Consider the following 18,224-nt stretch of genomic DNA (forward strand, 5'->3'; position numbering starts at 1 on the left):
TTGATTCGTTCTTGATCGGACCCATCGGGCCAAGGGCGTGGTTTGAATGAATGGTTCTTTGTGGATTATATGATTTGGCTTGCTGTAATTGTTGGCCAATAGTATCGGTCTATTGTAATCATTGCCGAAGTTGAAGCTGGCTGTCATTCCGATGCTGCAGCTCAATGAAAACGGGGATGGCGATGGTTCGCCATCCCCGATCGATTCGGGCCGTCGGCCGTCTCGGGCGATGAAATTGCGGAGGTCGTCGCGGTGCCGCGAGGCACGCGACGGCCCCAACGCGATCAATCAATAGGCATCGGAGGAGATCGTCTCGGCCCCTTCCCTCGTGCCTAGCGACCACCAGGTGACCGGGTTGATCGAGTCCTTGATGAAGTGGACGCTGCCGTCGGCGAAGGCAACGTTGACGCCGCCCGAGTGGGAGCTGGTGGCGACCTGGTAATCGCTGAAGTCGACGCCGCAACCCGTGCAGTCGGTGCGGCAGGCGGACCAGGGGTACTTGGTCGAATTCGGGGTCACGACGCAGTTGAAGAGCGACAGGCCGGGCGAGCTCGCACCCCAACGCCAGCCGCGATTCCAGGTGGTGGTGCCGGCCGTGTAAGCCGCGTTGCACGCCTGGAGGGCCGTCACGGCAGCGGGCTGCAGGGTCATCTGACCGTTGATCACGGTGATCGGGTTGAGGGCTCGGGCACCGTTCTGGCCGGTGATGCTGACGCCGCTACGACTCTTGATCGTGGCGGGCTGGTCGTAGCCTACGAGGGCTTCGGCGAAGGCGATGGTGTTGGACGTACCATCTTTGATGTTCGCCATTTCATAGGCGATCTTGTTGGCGAAGATGCCCGTCGAGCTGGCTGCCCAGGGATCGGTCGAGACGCCGAGGCTGCCGTGGTAGTTGTTCAGCATTGGCTCGCCCCAGGAGCTCTGCTTGGTGCCGTCCGAGGGGCAGATGAAGACGTTGAGCTTGGTGCTGAACGCCGTCGAATTGGCATATCCGCCGTAGGCCCAACCCGTCCAGCAGGTCAGGCTGAAGTTCATCGCGTTGAAGACGGCATTCTGCTCGAGGTACGGGGTCATCATGGCCTGGGCGCTCCAGGTGCCCCAACTCGTCTGGCCTTGCGAGGGCGTGTCGGCGTTGTAGGCCGTGGCGCTGCCGAGCGGGAATGAGCCGGTCGCGCTATGGTAGTTCTGCGCGGCCAGGCCGAGCTGCTTGAGGTTGTTGACGCACTGCGAGCGGCGGGCCGCCTCACGCGCGGCCTGGACGGCCGGCAGGAGTAGGGCGATCAACACGGCGATGATGGCGATGACCACCAGCAGCTCGATCAGGGTGAAACCCCGACGCGGGGTGGCGGGACGCGCCTGCGAATCCTCAGGCTGAAGATAAGCTGAATGAAGACGAATCATGCAAACACTCCTTGTCGTGTGAGTGACAGGAAAGAACACGATGAGGCGATGGGAATAACCGACGAACAATCACTGGGAGGGAATGATTTCATCACCCTCGCATCGGCCGACCTCGGTCAGGAGATCGCATCGGGGAAGCTCGAAATCGTTAGGTCGTATACCAGGAAAGGCCCGCATCGCTCGACCGAAGCCGCGCTTCTTTCCGGGAGAGCTCGGGAATAATGTCGGGCCAAACAACCTATCAATCGACCTGGGATACGATGCACTGCAAATGCAGGAGAAAAATTACTTGTGCACGATAGGTGTCGATGCATGTCGGGCCTGACCGGGGTAGTTGATCCCCCACCCCTTGCAATAAGGCCGACCTTCGCACGAAGCCGATCACGATAGTAGCGATATTGCGGGGCGGCCGGGCCGTCTTGAGGACGACCATCGCGAAGTCGTCGCGATTATCGTTTCTTAGACTTCTTCTGCATGGAATCCATCATACCTTTACGCATCTCGTCGAGTTTCTGTTGGGAGACTTCCTTCGAAGCCTCCGTCTGGGGCGCCTCCGACGAGCATCCGGTCAGGAATACCGTGGTGCTGAGGATGAATGCGCAAATCAACAAATGCAAGATCGACACGCTTTGACGCATGGAATGCAGGGCTCCCGAGGGAATTGTCATAACACTATGAATTGCCGGCGTACAACGATCGTCCGCCCGAGGCCAGGCGGCCTCGTCGGTTCGATCCTCGCTTGTTATTGCACGCCCGCCGCGACCCAGACTTACGGTTCCTCAGTGGTAATGACTTCCGACCAAGAAGTCCGACCCACCACTGCCCTGACACATCTGATCCCTTCAGGTAAACTCCCCAACCCGAGGGAATTCTCCCAGGATCATTCCGTCATCCGACTGATTTCGGACGTTGAGAAATACGATTTTAATATTGGTTGGAATACGTGATTTTTTAGGGTGACATGGGTTTGGTCGAATGTCAAGAGACCTCAAAAGTAATTGCTCTCAGATATGGCTTGGACATGGATGACTCCTAATTCGAACGGGGTCGATCTTCGGGAGATATTGCGATCCGTCAGAGCTTTAGTCATCCCGTATTCGTTCGGGGACGGAAGAGTTGAAGCTCGAATCGCTTCAGGTTCATCGAGCCAAATAAAGATCCGCCCGAGAACGCATTCGCTTGCAAATATTTGAAGGGTATTTTGAGAATCTCGATTGGACAAACAGGGATTGGTCCGAGATATGTCATTTTTCGGTTTACGAAGTAGGCGACGCGAAGTTGCAGCAGTATGGCTTGCCCCGAGCTCCTTCATTGCTCGGGCTCGCGAGGATGCCTCGAAGATGGGCCTGACTTGCTTTGAACCGAGAATCGGGTAGGCTTGGTGCGGGTCGAATCTGGTGAATGAATTGTGAACTCGGGGACGCGACGTGTGTCGTTACGTCGCATCGCCGGAGTATACCCACGCTTCGTCTCGCAATAAACGGGCTATTCGGCGTCGTGGAAGATGACGCCGAGCGTAAAGCGGCGTCCGGAGCGGATAGTGCTCACGCCGTGGCGGACGTTGTTGCGCGCCCAGCCTTTGATTCGGGCGACGGGGCGATGGTGGGTGGCGAAGATGATGGCCTCGCCTTGCTCGAGTGTGATGGCTTCGCCCCGGGACTGGGCCCGGGGACGCTGCTCGACGAGGAGGAACTCGCCCCCCTTGAAGTCCTGACCGGGTCGGCTCAGCAGGAAGACCACCTGGAGTGGGAATGCCACGGCGCCGTAGAGGTCCTGGTGGAGGCAGTTGAAGCCCCCTTCGTCGTAGCGAAGGATCAGGGGGGTCGGCTTCCCCTGCCCTTGCTCGTGGCAGCGTTCGAGGTAGCCGGCGTGGTCGGGCGGGTAGGTCGTCGCCTCGCCGAGCCGCTCGGCCCAGCGGTTGGCGACGTCGGCCAGCGGGGCATAGAGACTCGTGCGGAGGTCGGTGACGAGGTCCGGGAGCGGGTGGTCGAAGTACTTGTACTCCCCTTCCCCGTAGCCGTGTCGCCCCATGTCGACCTTCTTGCGGAAGCGCTCATGGTCGTAAAGCCCGGCCAGTGCCTCGCATTCCTCCGCCGAGAGGATCGGAGGGGTCTGCGACCATCCTCGGTCGTCGAGATCCCGGCCGAGGCGGTCCCAGTCGAGCCCTTGAATGCGTTGGGGGACGGTCATTGGGGATCCCTCGAGGGGTTCTTGGTGGAGGCTCTTTGAGCGTGCGGATCGGGGCGATCCGCACGCAAGATACCCTCGGGTCGTCAACGTGGCGAGCTGGCGAGCCTCACGTCGGGACGCTCGGCCCGATCGAAGGGGGATCTCGTTGACTCTGAGACGACGTCGGCCCGTTCCAGGGCCAGGAGCGTCCGTTTACGCTCGAGGCCCCCGGCGAAGCCGGTGAGGCTGCCGGTCGAGCCGATGACACGATGGCAGGGGACGATGATTGAGATCGGGTTCCGGCCCACGGCCGCGCCCACGGCGCGCACCGCCTTCTCGGAGCCGATCTCCTTGGCGAGCTTGCCGTAGGTCGTCGTGCAGCCGTAGGGTATCTCCAGGAGAGCCCGCCAGACCCGCCGCTGGAAGTCGGTGCCTTGCAGGAGCAAGGGGAGGTCGAAAGCTTGGCTGGAGCCGTCGAAGTAGGCCGCGAGCTGATCGCGGGCCCGGGCGAGGCCGGAGTCGTCGCGCCGCCAAGTCGAGGTCGGCGTGGGGCCTCGCTTGTGCGCCTCCATGTAGAGGCCGGTCAGCGAGGGGCCCTCCCAGGTGAGGAGGAGGTCGCCGATGGGGCTCGAGACGGTCGAATAATGCGTGGTCATGCCAGGGGACTCCTCGGCTGGGGTTGGGGCTTGGTTTGCTGCGGTTGCGGTTCGGCGGTCGCGTGGGCCGGGTGGGCGTTCCAGGCGTACATCGCCGCGTAGGATCGCCAGGGGCGCCAGGCTTCGGCCAGGGCGCGGAGCCTGGCCGGCGAGGCGACGCCGAGGCTCTGGAGCAGGCCGAGGTCGGCGTCGGGGAAGGCGTCGGGCCAGGCCAGGGATCGCATGGCGATCACCTGGGCGGTCCACTCGCCGATCCCCTGGAACTCCTTGAGCCGGGCCATCGTCGCGTCGGGGTCGGCGCCCGGCTCGAGTCGGAGCTTGCCGTCGGCGATGGCACGCGCCAGGGCCTGGATGCTCCGGGCGCGGAGCGGGCCCATGCCGGTCGAGGCGAGCTGGTCGAGGCCGGCGTCGGCGAGCTGCTCGGGGCTGGGAGAGAGTCGGTCGAGCTCGGGGAACGGGGTCTCGATCGGCTCCCCGAAGAGGGTCGTGAGCCGTCGGGCCACGGTCGTCGCCGCGCGGACCGAGATCCGCTGGCCGAGGATCGCCCGCCAGGCCTGGTCGAAGCCGCTGAACGAGCCGGGGACGCGGAGCCCCGGATTCTTGAGCAACGAAGGGCCGAGCACGGGGTCGGATCCCAGGTGCTCGGCGATGACGTCGGGCCTGGCGTTGAGGTCGAAGAGGTGCCGCACCTTCGCCAGCAAGGGGGCGAGGGCCGGGGTCAGCGACTCCGAGAATTCGACCTCGAGCGCGTCCTTGCCGGAGATGGGAGCGACGGCGAACCAGCCTCGATGCGGGCCGATGGCGACCGTCCTGGCGTAGGAGTCTCCCGAAACTCGCTCCACGCCGTCGAGCGACCGCCCGGCGAAGAAGCGCATGAGGTGGTCCCACGCCAGGGGGGCGCGATAGCCGAGGCGGAGTCGGAGCGGCTCCCCCTCGGAGACCGGCTCCGCCTCGCGCCTGAACCGGGTGGGGGGCATCCGGTAATGCTCGAGGAAAAGCGCGTTGAAGCGTCGGAGGCTCTCGAAGCCGCTGGCGAAGGCGACCTTGATGATCGGCAGCCGCGTCTCGGTGAGGAGCTGCTTGGCGAGGAGCAAGCGGTGCGTCTGGGCCAATCGCACGGGGGAGACGCCGAGCTCGCTCTGCACGACCCGGCGCAGTTGCCTCGACGAGAGGCCGAACTCCTCGGCGAGGTCCTCGAGGCTCCCGCCTTGATTCAAGGCCCCGGCCTCGATGCGGGCGGCGGCGGCTCGCGCCACGCGGCCGACGGAGTCGATCGGCGAGTGGCCGGGGGCGAGCTCGGGCCGGCAGCGCAGGCAGGGGCGGAAGCCGGCGTGCTCGGCGGCGGCGGCGCTCGCGTAGAACTGACAGCGATCGCTCCGGGGCGTCCGCGCCGAACAGACGGGACGGCAGTAGATCCCCGTCGTGGTCACGCCGACGAAGAAGAGTCCGTCGAAGCGTGCGTCACGCGTGGAGAGGGCCCGGTAGCAGCGTTCATGATCAAGTTCCATGCCCGAATTGTAGCGGCCCGCGCGGGGGCTTCTCGCCGTTTTCGGACACGGGAGCCGGGAATCTTTTCGAAGGGATGAGGGGCTCTTTTCAGACGCGGAACGAGACGTAGATCAGGGTGATCAACTGCGAGAAGATCATCAGGGCCGCGGCCTTCGGGGCCCAGGCGAAGGCCAGGATGGCCATGAAGAGGTAGAGCATCGCCAGCGCCATGAAGGCGGGCAGGAGCATCGCGCCGAGCTTCCAGCGGCCCCCCTGGATGGGGAGCCACCAGAGCAGACCGCCGAGCAGGACCAGGGTCGCCGAGAACCCGAAGGTGGGGAGTGCATCGGTCGGCTGGGAACCCGCGAGCGGGAGGGCGGCGATCGCCACGAGGACCATGAGGTCCCCGATCTTCGGCGACGATCGCCGGGTCGTCAGGTCGGGAAAGGCCATGCGTCCATCCCTCCGGCCGCGAAGTCGATCCGATATCAGCCTATCCTAATCACTTGCCGCTGTGTGCCTTCTTCTCGACAAGCTCGCGGAACTGTTTCCAGGTGATGACCTCGATGCCGAGATTCTTGATCTCGGCGACGACTTCGGGGTCGGTGAAGACGCGGCGGTCGCTGTCGCGACGCTCGGCGCTGTTGGTGACGGCGCGGAGCTCGTCGCCGTCGACGCCGCAGTGGATGATGAGCTGGCTCACGCCCACCGGCAGCTTGCGCAGGGTCTTGAGGTAGTTTTCCCGGCGCTCCTCATGCGTGCCGCCGCTGTAGAACTGGATCAGGTTGTCGAGGACCGGGAGCTTCCTGGCGTCGAGGGCCGCGAGCCATTCCTTGCCGCGGACCTTCAGGGCCGGGTATTCCTCCCCCACGGGCCCATCGATCTGTCGGAGGAAGAGGACGGGCAGGTTGTACTTGAGCCCGACGTTGACATAGGCCTGGATCAGGTCGGGCCGGGTCACCACCGCGCCCATGTGGGTGTCGAGGTGGGTGAGGGGGATGCCGAGGGCCTTGGCCTTCTCGACCTGGGCCGTCAGCTCGACCTCGACCTCATCGGCCTTGGCGAACTTGGCGACCTTGTCGACGCCCGAGTAGAGGTAGCCGTCCCCATCGACGAGGCTGGGCACCTTGTCCTTGCCGGCGACCGGGCCCCAGCGGTAGACGGACCACTCCGAGTTGAGTGTGAGGTGGACGCCGTAGTCGCGCGTCGGGTTCGCCTTGGCGTATTCGGCGAACTCCTTCACCCAGGGGCAAGGGACCATGATGCTGCACGAGGAGACGATCCCCTTCTCCATCGACTCGACGGTCCCCTGATTCGCCGAGTGGCACATCCCCGCGTCGTCGGCGTGGATGATCAGGTACTTCTTCCCGGTCTCCGGCTCGGCCGCCCCGAGGCCGGGGGTGGCGAAGAGGCAGGCGGCGGCCAGGGCGGAGAGGATCGTGGCGCGGTCCATTGGCATGAATGTCGAATCCCAAAGTGTGAGTGGCTGGAGAGTCTGGTTCCGGTTCTTGTGTCGATCTCACGATGAGGTGCGGGGGCCGGATTCGCAAGCCCGGACTTCGGCCCTCGCCGATCATTCGTTGATGGGACGATCACCGTGGTACGGTTGTACCGGATCTTGGTGAAGGTTTCATGGGTTGCCGCCGCGGACATAGACCGGATTGGCGTAGATCCAGGGGCGCTTCTCGCCGTCGATCTCGACCCAGGCCTCGACCCGGTAGACGCCGGGCTCCGAGATCTCCTGATCGAGTTGATCGCCCGATGTCTCGGCGACGACCTTGCCGCCGTTCAGGACCCGGATCTGGCAAGGGATCGGGAACTGCGCGACCAGGCGCTTCCCGGGCGAGAAGGGAGCCTCGTCACCCATGAGGATTCCGGGGCCGGAGCCGGCTACGAGCTCGACGCGGAAGTTGGTCGGGTCGCAGATCCAGTCGTGGCTGACGAAGGCGTGCCCCGCGCGGAGGGCGTCTCGGATCGCCGGCTCGGTCAGCTCGGGGGCGAGGACGTGGGTGCTCACGCTCTGGAAGGAGCGGTGATAAGGGTCGAGGTCCACGGTGGCGAGCACGTCGCCCGGCTGGTGCCCTTTGGTGAGCTGGCGGATGCCGGGGAGGAGCTTGGCCGATAGCGAACGCATCCCGTCGTCTTTATCCACATTCGTGCCGACCTTGATGGTCTCGGCGTCGACCATCTTCACGACGAGGATGTTGTTGTGGTGGCAGTCATTGGCGGCGACGCCCGTCAGGCGTCTGGTCTTGGTCTCGGCGTCCCATTTGGCCAGGTAGTCGTCCGGGTACGTCATGTGGAAGGCGAAGGTCTCCTGGGGATAGAGCCGGACGCTCTCCTGCAACTCGGCGATCGTCGAGGGGCTGGCGAGCTTGAGCATCAAGGCCGCCATGCCGGCCTTGTCCTTCTTGGCGTCGGCGTGCCGGTTGTAGATCTCCAGGCCGTCGAGCCCGACCATCGAGTGCTCGGGCCGCTCCTCGATGTGCGAGAGGAAGATCAGGCCGCCGTCTTTGCGTACGGTCTCGATGAAGGCGGGCGTCGGCTCCTTCATCCGGTCCAGGATCGAGTGCGTCGGGTAGAGCAGGAACCCGCGATCCTCGGAGCCGGGGATGAAGAGGACACCATCGTGCAGGCCTCGCCAGCTCTGGGTGATGAAGTCCTTGGGGGGGCGGTGGTGGTCGGTGAGCAGGATCGCGGAGATGCCCGCCTTCTTGGCGTCGGCCAGCATCTCGGGGCGAGTCCCGCCGGTGTGGGCCGAGTCCTCGGCGTGGGCATGCAGGATGGCCCGATAGTCGTTGAGCCCCGGCAAGGCCGGCAGAGCCTTGCGGGCCTTCTGGATGCGCAGCACGTCTTCGTGCGCGGCCTTCAGGCGCTCCGGCGAAAGTCGCTGGACCGTCGACCACTTGGTCGCGGGGGCCTGGGGCTCCGCGGCCTTCGAGGCCCCTGCCCCTACGGCGATGGCCCCGAGGATGAGGGGCAATCGGCAGGATTTGATCATCAATGAGAGGACAGGCCGCATATTCCCCTCGCGCGTCATTCGAACCATGGCGTCTCTCGTTCGTGGTCCCTGGTGCGGAAAGCCCCGACATCATGAGAGGTCGGCGGCGTTGGTGCAAGGACGCTCGCAGGGTGCTTGGGATGGAGCATGGTCCCGGGGGATTGCCAAAAATCGACACCGACGCATGTGTATGGCGGGTCTCCCTTTGGGGTAGCCGTTCACAGCCTGGGATTGTTGTTTCCGAATGGCGTGACTATCTTTCCAGCATGGCCCCAACGCCTCCGCTTCCAGAATCGTTGTGGGAAACGGCTTCGCCAGAGGTCCAAGCGGCGGTCCTCGCGCTCGCCGCGTTCTATGACGAACGCCTCGCCCAACTGGAAGCGCGCGTCAAGGATCTTGAAAATCGGCTGAAGCTCAACTCGACCAATTCGTCCAAACCTCCCTCCTCTGATCCGATCGGGATGAAGCGCAAGCCTCCCACTCCCTCCACGGGGAAGAAACGGGGCGGCCAATCGGGACATCGCAAGGCTCACCGCGCGTTGGCCCCGCCCGAGCTGATTCGCGCGACGACTGAGTGCAAGCCGACCGTCTGCCGCCGATGCGGTGAAGGGCTCTCGGGCGATGACCCCGAGCCCCTGATTCATCAAGTCGCGGAATTACCCAAGATCGAGCCGCTCGTCGACGAGTATCGGCTCCATCGCTTGATCTGCCTCGGTTGCGGCGAGACGACGTGTGGCACCTTGCCCGCGGGGGTCCCTGCCGGTTGCTTCGGCCCCTACCTCCAAGCCGTGCTGGCCGTACTCGCCGGGGCCTATCGCCTCAGCAAGCGACAGATCCAGCAGATGGTCAGGGATCTGTTCACCCTGTCGATCTCCACCGGCATGATCTCCAAGCTGGAACGGCAGTCGACCGTGGCCCTGGAGGCCCCATACAACGAACTGGCGACTTCGGTCCACGATGCCGACGTGGTGAACATCGACGAGACGTCGTGGCGTCAGGGTCGTGTCAAGGTCTGGTTGTGGGCGACGGTGACCTCGTCCTGCACCGCCTTCACCATCGCCAAGAACCGCAGCGGCGAGGTCGCCCGTGCCCTCTTGGGGAGCCAGGGCGACAAGGCGGTCGGGAGCGACCGCTACAGCGCGTATGAATGGATCAAGGCATTCGGGCGACAGGCCTGCTGGGCCCATCTGCGGCGCGACTTCCAGGCCATGATCGACCGAGGCGGCGATGATGAGCGGATCGGGAGGCCGTTGCTCTCGTTGTCGGACCGGTTGTTTCACCATTGGCACCGAGTGCGCGATGGGACCGTGCCTTGGGGGCAATTCCATGAGCGAATGCGACGGTTGCGGCGCGAGGTCAAGGAGGCCCTTGAGAAGGGATCGCGGTGCTCGTGCGCGAAGACCGCGGCGACCTGCTTCGAGATCCTGAAGGTGGAAGAAGGCCTGTGGACGTTCGCGCGAGTCAGGGGAGTCGAGCCGACGAACAACGTGGTCGAGCGGGCGTTGCGACACGCGGTGATCTGGCGACGGATCAGTGGCGGGACCGACAGCGTAGACGGGAGTCGGTTCGTGGAGCGGATGCTGACGGTCGTGGCGACCTGTCGTCAGCAGGGTCGCAACGTGCTGGATTACCTGACGACCTGCTTTGAAGCGGACCGTCGCGGCCAAGCGCCCCCCTCCCTCTTGCCGATCCACACGCCTGAATCGAACGTCCCCTGATTTCACCTATCCCACCCTGTGAACGGCTACCCTTTGGGGGAAAATCCGTTGGCGCTGGAGATTTCCTGACACGGGCGAGTGCCCCTTTGCGGATTAAGAGCGTAGGATAATAAGAGTAAGGAGTATTCGGAGGCGTGGCGCGACAGTGCGAGCTCGGCTCCCCGCTCTCAACCGTCCTGTCGGAGCTCGATTGCGTACAAGGGAGGTCACGATGACTCGGCACCTCGGATTGGCAGCGGCACTCCTGATGTTGGCGAGCCCCTCGCTCCGCGCGGGTGAGCTCGACTCGGAATTCGGCTCGAAGGGCCAGCCCTCGCCCAAGGCGGCGGCCACGGCCGCTTCGAAAGAAAAGAAGGCTGATCGGACGAGCGTCGCCATGGCGAGCGAGCTCGACGCCGAGAAGCCCACCCAGGCCTGGCACGGTGGCGGCTTTCATGGCGGTGGATTCCATGGCGGCGGCTTCCACGGCGGTGGGTGGGGCGGCGGATTCCATCATGGCGGTTGGGGTGGCTATGGCGGCGGTTGGGGCCGTGGCTACGGCTGGGGTGGCTATGGCGGCGGTTGGGGCCGGGGCTATGGTTATGGCCTCGGTTACGGCGGCTTCGGCTACGGCCTCGGCCTCGGTTATGGCCTGGGCTACGGGCTCAGCTATGCCAGCCTCGGCTACGGCGGCCTCGGCTATGGCTATGGCGGTTACGGCGGCTATGGCTATGGCGGCTACGGTGGCTACGGCTACAGCGGCCTCGGGTATGGCTACGGCGGGTATGGGCTCGGCTACGGCGGGATCAGCTACGTCTCGTACGTGCCCAGCTACGGATACGGATACGGCTGCTACCGGGGCTACTGGTGAGCATCGAGTCGAGAGTCTTCGAAAGGAGTCCCGGGGCGTCGCCAAGCGACGGCCTGGGGCTCCTTCTTTTGTTTGCGAAGCCGTCCCCCGCATGGGGTAGGCGCCTTTGGCGGGAGGGGCTCATGCGGCGGGGAATGGTTGCCTTCTTGATCGCGCAGCTCATCATCCTCTTGATCGCCAGGGTCGGCGAGGCCCAGACGCCGAAGGCCGACCCGTTGCGGTCGCTCGCCAACTTCGGCCTTTCCCCACGCACGGGGGGAGCCGCCCGCCTGGCCGACGCCCAGGCGGTGAGGACTCGCCTCGGGCTCGACCCCGAGTATCGCGACGTCCCCGGCCTGGCCTCGATCAAGGTGGCCGTGCTCGACTACGGCTTCGATGGGATGGGACAGGGGCGTCCCTACCTGCCGCAGAACGCGGTGATGGTCGAGCACTACGACCCCGAATTCATCAAACGCTATGGGCTCGGAGATCCTTCCTATCGGAAGGGGTTCGAGCCGGGGAATCGCCACGGCCGGATCATGGCGCAGATTGCCTGGGCGGTGACCGGCTCTCGCCCCGAGGGTCCCCGGTTCTACCTGCTCAACGCCAACGGCCCGACGATGCTCCGGCGTGCAGTCCGCTTCGCGATCGACCAGAAGGTGGACGTGATCCTCTTCAGCGGCTCGTTCGAAGGGGGCGGCAACGGCGATGGCCGGGGCCCGATCAATCGGATTGTGGGAGAGGCCCTGAGCGCGGGGATCCTCTGGGTCAACGCCTCGGGCAACTACGGGCGCTCTGTCTATAACGGGCCGGTGAAGGTCCTCAAGGATGGATATCTCCGGCTCCGCGACGGCAAGGACGTGGCCTCGCTGCGGTTCCGTAACCGGCTCGACGAGAACAGCGTCACGATCACGCTCACCTGGAACGACTACCGCGAGGACGAGGACGCGGGGACGGACAAGGACCTCGACCTCTACGTCGAGGACTGGGCGGGTCGGCAGATCGGCGCCGGGGACAAGAAGCAGGTCTCCGGCCAGCGCCAGGCCGGGTCCGACGAGAGCCGCAACCCTCGCGAGCGCATCGTGCTCGCCAACCTCGCCGCGAACCCGGACGTCCCTTCCGACCCCGACTACACGTACCGGATCCGGGTCAAGTCCAGGCGAGGCCAGTTCCGCCCGAGCGACCGCATCCGTATCCTCCTGACCGCGAGTCGCGACGTCTACATCCCCCCCAACGGCGGGAGCCCCGAGCCGGCCGTCGAGTTCCTCGACGCCAGCAGCGAGGAGGAGATCTATCCCCCGGCCGACCACCCGCTCGTCCTGACGGTGGGTGACTCGTCCCCTGCTTCCTCGATCGGCCCCACGGCCGACCGCCGCATCAAGCCGGACGTGATCCTCGAGGACTCGCGGGCCTTCTTCACCGACGGCCAGGTCTCGGGAGGCTCGTCCGATGCGGCGGCGTACGTCGCCGGGGTCGTGGCGGTCCTGAAGGCCGCACAGCCCTCTCTCAGGCCGCAGGATCTGATCCGCATCGCCCAGCAAGGGCAGCTCGTCTCCGAGGTCATGAAGGGGCGTTCGCAACCTGCCGCGACGAGCACCGCGACGCCGACGAGGACGGTGGTTGCCTCGAACGGCACGATCCGGATCCCGACCACTCGCAGCAACGCGGGCGTCCCACAGCCTCCCCTGCCTCGCTTCCCCGGCACGGGCTCCACGCCAATCCCGAGGACGAACTCCACGGCCTCGACGAAAAGTGCGGTCCCCTCCCCTCCCCCTCCGAGCACGTTGAGCTTGCAGAGCCTCCGGATCTGGAAGACGCCGACGCGAGCCAAGCTCGCCGAAATCCTCCGCTCCGGGCGATGAAAAGGATGTCCGCCCCGCGCCTCCTCCGGGCAGTACAGTAGGAGAGAGGCGTTGAGGAAGGACATGCGCATGAGAGACGTGGGGGCGAGGACGAGTCCCGGTCCCGATTCCTGGCGAACCTTGATCGGGGCGGGGACGGTGGCGGGACTTTCGGATGGGATGCTGCTCGAGCGCTTCGCGGCTCGCCGCGACGACGCCTCGGAGGCCGCATTCGCCGCGCTCGTGGCGCGGCACGGGCCGATGGTCCGCAAGGTCTGTCGCCGGCTGCTCGACGCGTCGCCCGACGCGGACGATGCTTTCCAGGCGACCTTCCTCATCCTGGCGAGGAAGGCCGGGGCCATCCGGAGCCCGGAACGATTGGCGAACTGGCTCTACGGCACGGCGTATCAGGCCTCGCGAAAGCTCAGGGTCCGATCGGCGCGCCGGCGGAAGCACGAGGCCTCGGCCGCGCTGGCGGTCTCGGATGCTGTGCTCGAGCCATCATATGATCGCGACGGCGAGGTCATCCTCGAGGAGGTCTCGCGCCTCCCGGAGATCTGCCGCCTCGTCGTCGTGCTCTGCGCCTTCGAGGGGCTCTCGCAGGAGGACGCCGCGCAAAGGCTCGGCTGCTCCGACCGCACGCTCCGGCGTCACTGGGCAAGGGCTCGCGACCTGCTCCGGGAGCGGCTGACCCGTCGAGGGCTGGCTCCCGCGGTCGTCGCGTTTGGCGCATCGCTCGCGCCCGAGGCCGCCCCGGCGGCCTTGCCCGAGGCCCTCGTTGCGGCGGTCGCCCGCGCCGCGTTGACGTTCGCAACCGGCGGCTCTCTCCCCAGGGCCGGGGCCGTGTCGGCCTCGGCGATCGCCTTGGCGGAAGGAGTCATTCAGGCCATGCTGTGGACGAAGATCAAAGGGCTGATGATCGCGGCGACGGTGCTACTGACCCTGAGTGTGGGCGCCGGCCTTGGCGTCGGCGGCGTGCTTGCCTCTTCTTCCAGTGGAGAGGCCCGGACAACAACGAGCGAGGACGAGGATAAGGTGAGCCCCGAGGAATTGCCGCCGGCTGAGCAGTATCGCGCGTTGGTCAAGCGGTACGACGACGCGATCAAGGTTTACCAGGAGGCTGCGAGCAAGGCCAAGTCTCCAGAGGAAGTCTCCAAGCTCTATGAGCGCCTCGGGCCATTTCCCAAAGACTATACGCCGCTGTTCGTCGCCTTGGCGGAGCGATACCCTCGAGATCCGGTGGCGGCCGATTCCTTGTTCTGGGTCCTCGACAAGAGCCTGGGCGCCTGGGACTCCGAGGAACACCCCTTCGGCGATACCGTCAACCGGGCGCTTCTGGCGGTCCGCCGCGATCACGGGGACGACCCGAGGCTCGGGCCATTGTGCCTCCAATTCGTGCTGAGCCCATCGCTCCGCCGTGAAGCCCTCCTGCGGGAACTGGCCGCGGAAGGTTCCAACCGTGTCGTCAGGGGACAGGCAACCCTGGCCCTCGCCGAGTCGCTCCGGATGAAGGCCCTGATGGCGACGATGATCCAGAAGCCGCATGTCCCCCTCGACCTGGATGAACTCCCGCTCATGCCCGAGCCCTTCCGCCGCGAGTTCGCCAAGGTCAATCATGATGACTCCGGGACCTTCCGCCGCGACGTGGAAAAGAACTACGCCAAACGCTCGCCGAAGTATCTCGAGGAACTGCGGACGGTCGACGTCGCGAAGCTCCGGCAGGAGTCGCGACAGCTCGGGGACCGGATCCTCGCCGAGTATGCCGACGTCCCCTATGTGCGGATCGACAAGCAGCCGACGCGCGAGACCCTCCGCGACATCGTCCTCCAGGGGCGACGGCCGGGGCCCTTGAAGTTCGGCGCCGAGGGGCGTTTCAAGGAACTCTCCGAGGGCTTCCGCGCCCAGCAGAAGAAGGCGGACGCCGCCATGAGCGCGGTCGGCACGAACGCCGAGGGGTTCAAGGCCTACGTCGCCGCCGCGCCGAAATGGGCCGATTACGGGCCGGGCATGTGGGAGATCGCGGAGTCGGCGCCCAACAGCCCGGCGGGGATGGACGCCCTCTTCTGGCTGCTCCGCAACCACATACCCTTCTTCGACGCCCGCGAGGAGCGCGCGGAGATGGTCGGGAAAGTGGTTGATGTCTTGATCCAAGATCACCTCGACTGGATCGGCGAGAACCTCGCGTCGAGGAGGGTCGCCGAGGGGTTCGGCTCCGGCGGATCGATGCCCTCGCCCCACATCGACCGGCTCTTGCGAACCCTCTACGAGCGGGCGCAATCAAGGGAGGCTCGGGGTCGCTCGGGGCTCGCGCTGGCGCGTCACCTCAAGGCCCAGGCCGACCTCGCCGAGGGGTTCGCCGCGAGCGGGGCGGACCCGGCGAAGCGGCCCGAGGTGCTGATGTGGGCCCCCTCGTTTCTTGCCTGGCTCGAGCGGAAAGGGCCGCGTGAACTCGATCGAGAGGCCGAGGCGATCCTCGAGAAGGTCAAGGCGGAGTACGGTGACGTGAAGCAACTCAACGGCATGGTCGTGAGCGACGAGACGATCGCCACCGTGGCCGATCGAGAGCTTGAGGACATCCGCAGCCTCGGAGTCGGCGAGGTCGCCCCAGAGATCGAGGGGGAGGACGTCGAGGGCCGGCGCATGACCCTCTCGGAGTTCCGGGGCAAGGTCGTGCTGCTCGACTTCGGCAGCCACGAGCATTGCGGCGGATGCCGGGTCCTCTACCCTCGCCTGCGCGAGATCGTCGACCAGTATCGGGGGAGGCCGTTCGTGGTCCTCGGCGTGAACACGAGCGACAAACGCGATGTGCTCAAGGACCTGCACGCCAAGAGAGAAATCACCTGGCGTTCCTGGTGGGATGGCGACGACCCCGACGACGCCGGCCCGATCACCCTGCGCTGGAATATCCCGGGATATCCCACGTTCGTGGTCCTCGACCATCGCGGCCGGATCCGCTTCAAGGACCTCCATCCCCAGGACGGGCCGAGGTTCGCCGAGGCGATCGAGGGGCTCCTGAAGGAAGCCGATGGCGAGGCCGCCCGCCCCTGACACAATACGGCTCAACGCCCGAGGATCTGCCTTCGAAACGCGACACGCTCCCCCCGAAGATCTCGGGAAGGAGCGTGTCGTTGTTTCGTGACCGGAGAAGTCGGCGGTGTTGAGGCTCAGGACCCGCTGGGGGTGCTGGCCTTGGCGGCCTCGGCGGCGCTGGCCGTCTCGAGGTGCTTCTTGCCGGCCGTTGAGATCAGGTGGTGATATGTGCCTTTTTCTTTGTTCTTCGACCCCTTCTTGACGAGCTTGCGCTCGAGCAGGGCGTCGATGGTCTTCTGCTCGGCCTTCTTCTCGGCGACGTAGCCGGGCTCCGTGGTGCCGCCGATCTTCTTGAGGAGTTCGGTCTGGCTGGCGGACAGCTTGATCGGCTTGGGTGCCGCCTTCTTCACGGTCGCCTTGGGTGCGGCGGCGGCCTTGGGTGCCGCGGGGGCCTTCGGGGTTGCAGCGGCCTTGGGTGCCGCCTTCGGGGCGGCTGCCTTCGGGGCGGCTGCCGTGGTCGACTTCTTGGGCGCCGTCTCCTTCTTCGCCGCGCTCTTCACCGCGCCGGCCTTCGCCTTGGTCGCCGGCGCCTCCTGTTTCTTGCTCCCACCCGCAGCTTTCTTCACGGCCATGGTGTCAGACCCTTTGCCAAAAAGGAAACCTCGACGATCGGTCCAGGACTACCGATCTTGCGCGGTGTCTCCAGTCAATATATCAAACAACACGTGGCGAAAAAGAGGTATGCGTGTGCGATTCCTCGATTCGTCCGGCAGGACCCGTCGAAGCGTTTCATCCTGACTCCCCACGGCATCGAAATCGACGCGCGACTCCGATTGAAGCACATGAAGAAACGTTTCCACCCTAGAGCTTACCATACGAATGGGTGGGCATGCGTGATTCGCGGAGGGTCTCGCACCCCTTATTTCGTCGGGAAAACCGAGGCATGAGGGGGGACATTGCTTTCGTCGCCATGAGTCCCCTTGCTTCGTTGAAGCCTCGAACCAGGGAAAACCAAGGGATTTGAGGGTTCGAAGGGCGTTGCCCTTCAGTCCTTGAGGCGCCTCAGCGCACGCTCGATGTCGAGGCCCACGAGCTCGAAATAAGCCCTCGCGAGCCTTTCGCGTCGAGCCTTATCGGTCTCCTTCTCGTAGGCCCGCGCGATCTCCAACGAGTAGGGTTTGGCGATGAGTCTCCAGCGCTTCAGCCTTGTCGCTGCGGCCTGGACCGAGGCATCCGTCGTGCCTACGAGCACCTCGCGAATCCCGGCTCGAGCGACGACGATGCCCTTAGCCTGGATGATGCCCAGCGGCACGACGATCAGGGTCACGGGCCCGAGCATCGCGAGCAGGAGCCTTGCCCTTCGCATCCGCCGGCTCGCCGCCTGCCCTGCCAATCGCGCGTTCCTCAGATAAATGGACGCCGTGATGAAAGGATACAGGGCAACCACGGCCAGTTCCTGCGCGATGAACCCGGCCGAGCTCGTCTCGTGGCTCGGTCCCTCTTCGGGCCGAGTGTCTGCCGCCCGGACGAAGGTCCTGTTGATGAGCTTGCCAATCCAGTGAGTCGGCAGGTAAACGAGCAGCAACGGGGATGCGAGCACCGCGACGAAGAGGAAGAAAACGAGGAAGACGGGGACGGTGACGAGCGAGATCATGAACGCGGTCAGGGCCCCCGCATACATCATGCCGGAAACCGCGGCGCACCAGACGCCGAGGCCCTCGCGCTTCCAGAACCAGAGCCCGTAACTGCCCATCGCAATCGCGATCACGAGGTCGGAGGACGCGGCGTAGTGCCCCAGCAAGCCGGGCTCTACCCCGGACAAGGACTTGAAGATGATGGGGTCGAGCAAGAGGAAAAGGATCGGCATCACCGTCGCCAGCATGACCTCTTCGCCGACCGGCATCGGGCGCTCGGACGAGCCGAAGAGCCGAACACGGAAGCGGCCGAGCCACTCCATCCATCGCCTCGGGCGCGGGGCTTCGAGCGTGTCGGGCATCGTCGTCGACATGAGCGCACCCTCGCTTGAGGCCGGAGATCATGGAACCGGATGCGAAGGCCTCCTCTGCAAGCTTATCGGATCGGCTTAGTCGC

General features: G+C 65.2%; 13 protein-coding genes. 4 read left to right on the forward strand and 9 right to left on the reverse strand.

Features of this window, described 5'->3' with window-relative positions; all coding sequences use genetic code 11:
• Window positions 1–288: 288 nt before the first annotated feature.
• The 7 genes from ACOYYX_RS23715 to ACOYYX_RS23745 form a co-directional block, all read right to left on the reverse strand.
• Entirely contained in the window at window positions 289–1,401 is a 1,113-nt protein-coding gene (locus tag ACOYYX_RS23715; protein ID WP_422924327.1) for a DUF1559 domain-containing protein, read from the reverse strand.
• 1,485 nt (window positions 1,402–2,886) lie between these two features.
• Window positions 2,887–3,591 (reverse strand): 2OG-Fe(II) oxygenase, encoded by a 705-nt coding sequence (locus ACOYYX_RS23720; RefSeq protein ID WP_422924329.1) that lies wholly within the window; start codon window positions 3,589–3,591, stop codon window positions 2,887–2,889.
• Between the two features lie 83 nt (window positions 3,592–3,674).
• The gene (locus ACOYYX_RS23725) at window positions 3,675–4,226 is read right to left on the reverse strand and encodes a methylated-DNA--[protein]-cysteine S-methyltransferase (RefSeq protein ID WP_422924330.1); all 552 of its coding nucleotides are present in this window, start codon (window positions 4,224–4,226) and stop codon (window positions 3,675–3,677) included.
• Window positions 4,223–5,734 (reverse strand): AlkA N-terminal domain-containing protein, encoded by a 1,512-nt coding sequence (locus ACOYYX_RS23730; RefSeq protein WP_422924332.1) that lies wholly within the window; start codon window positions 5,732–5,734, stop codon window positions 4,223–4,225. The genes ACOYYX_RS23725 and ACOYYX_RS23730 overlap by 4 nt, the downstream gene beginning before the upstream one ends.
• 88 nt (window positions 5,735–5,822) lie before the next feature.
• Complete coding sequence (locus ACOYYX_RS23735; protein WP_422924334.1) at window positions 5,823–6,167, reverse strand: hypothetical protein; 345 nt, start codon at window positions 6,165–6,167, stop codon at window positions 5,823–5,825.
• 49 nt (window positions 6,168–6,216) lie between these two features.
• Window positions 6,217–7,173 (reverse strand): polysaccharide deacetylase family protein, encoded by a 957-nt coding sequence (locus tag ACOYYX_RS23740; protein ID WP_422924336.1) that lies wholly within the window; start codon window positions 7,171–7,173, stop codon window positions 6,217–6,219.
• Window positions 7,174–7,344: 171 nt separating this feature from the next.
• Entirely contained in the window at window positions 7,345–8,763 is a 1,419-nt protein-coding gene (locus ACOYYX_RS23745) for a histidinol phosphatase (RefSeq protein WP_422924338.1), read from the reverse strand.
• A 218-nt stretch (window positions 8,764–8,981) separates the two neighbouring features.
• Between ACOYYX_RS23745 and tnpC the strand changes: the two genes are divergently transcribed.
• From tnpC to ACOYYX_RS23765, 4 genes are all read left to right on the forward strand, one after another.
• Window positions 8,982–10,433 carry an IS66 family transposase gene (tnpC, locus tag ACOYYX_RS23750; RefSeq protein WP_422924340.1) on the forward strand — a complete coding sequence of 484 codons (1,452 nt, stop codon included), beginning with the start codon at window positions 8,982–8,984 and terminating at the stop codon, window positions 10,431–10,433.
• Between the two features lie 211 nt (window positions 10,434–10,644).
• Window positions 10,645–11,283: a hypothetical protein gene (locus tag ACOYYX_RS23755; RefSeq protein WP_422924342.1), complete on the forward strand. Its 639-nt coding sequence runs from the start codon at window positions 10,645–10,647 to the stop codon at window positions 11,281–11,283.
• Window positions 11,284–11,405: 122 nt separating this feature from the next.
• Complete coding sequence (locus tag ACOYYX_RS23760; protein WP_422924344.1) at window positions 11,406–13,124, forward strand: S8 family serine peptidase; 1,719 nt, start codon at window positions 11,406–11,408, stop codon at window positions 13,122–13,124.
• A gap of 69 nt (window positions 13,125–13,193) precedes the next feature.
• Entirely contained in the window at window positions 13,194–16,151 is a 2,958-nt protein-coding gene (locus tag ACOYYX_RS23765) for a sigma-70 family RNA polymerase sigma factor (RefSeq protein ID WP_422924346.1), read from the forward strand.
• A gap of 116 nt (window positions 16,152–16,267) precedes the next feature.
• Here ACOYYX_RS23765 and ACOYYX_RS23770 read toward each other — a convergent pair whose 3' ends face one another.
• The gene (locus ACOYYX_RS23770) at window positions 16,268–16,765 is read right to left on the reverse strand and encodes a hypothetical protein (RefSeq protein WP_422924347.1); all 498 of its coding nucleotides are present in this window, start codon (window positions 16,763–16,765) and stop codon (window positions 16,268–16,270) included.
• 413 nt (window positions 16,766–17,178) lie between these two features.
• Complete coding sequence (locus ACOYYX_RS23775; protein WP_422924349.1) at window positions 17,179–18,141, reverse strand: hypothetical protein; 963 nt, start codon at window positions 18,139–18,141, stop codon at window positions 17,179–17,181.
• Window positions 18,142–18,224 lie beyond the last annotated feature (83 nt).

Source organism: Singulisphaera chitinilytica (assembly GCF_049331405.1).
In the GTDB taxonomy this organism is placed as follows: domain Bacteria; phylum Planctomycetota; class Planctomycetia; order Isosphaerales; family Isosphaeraceae; genus PoT.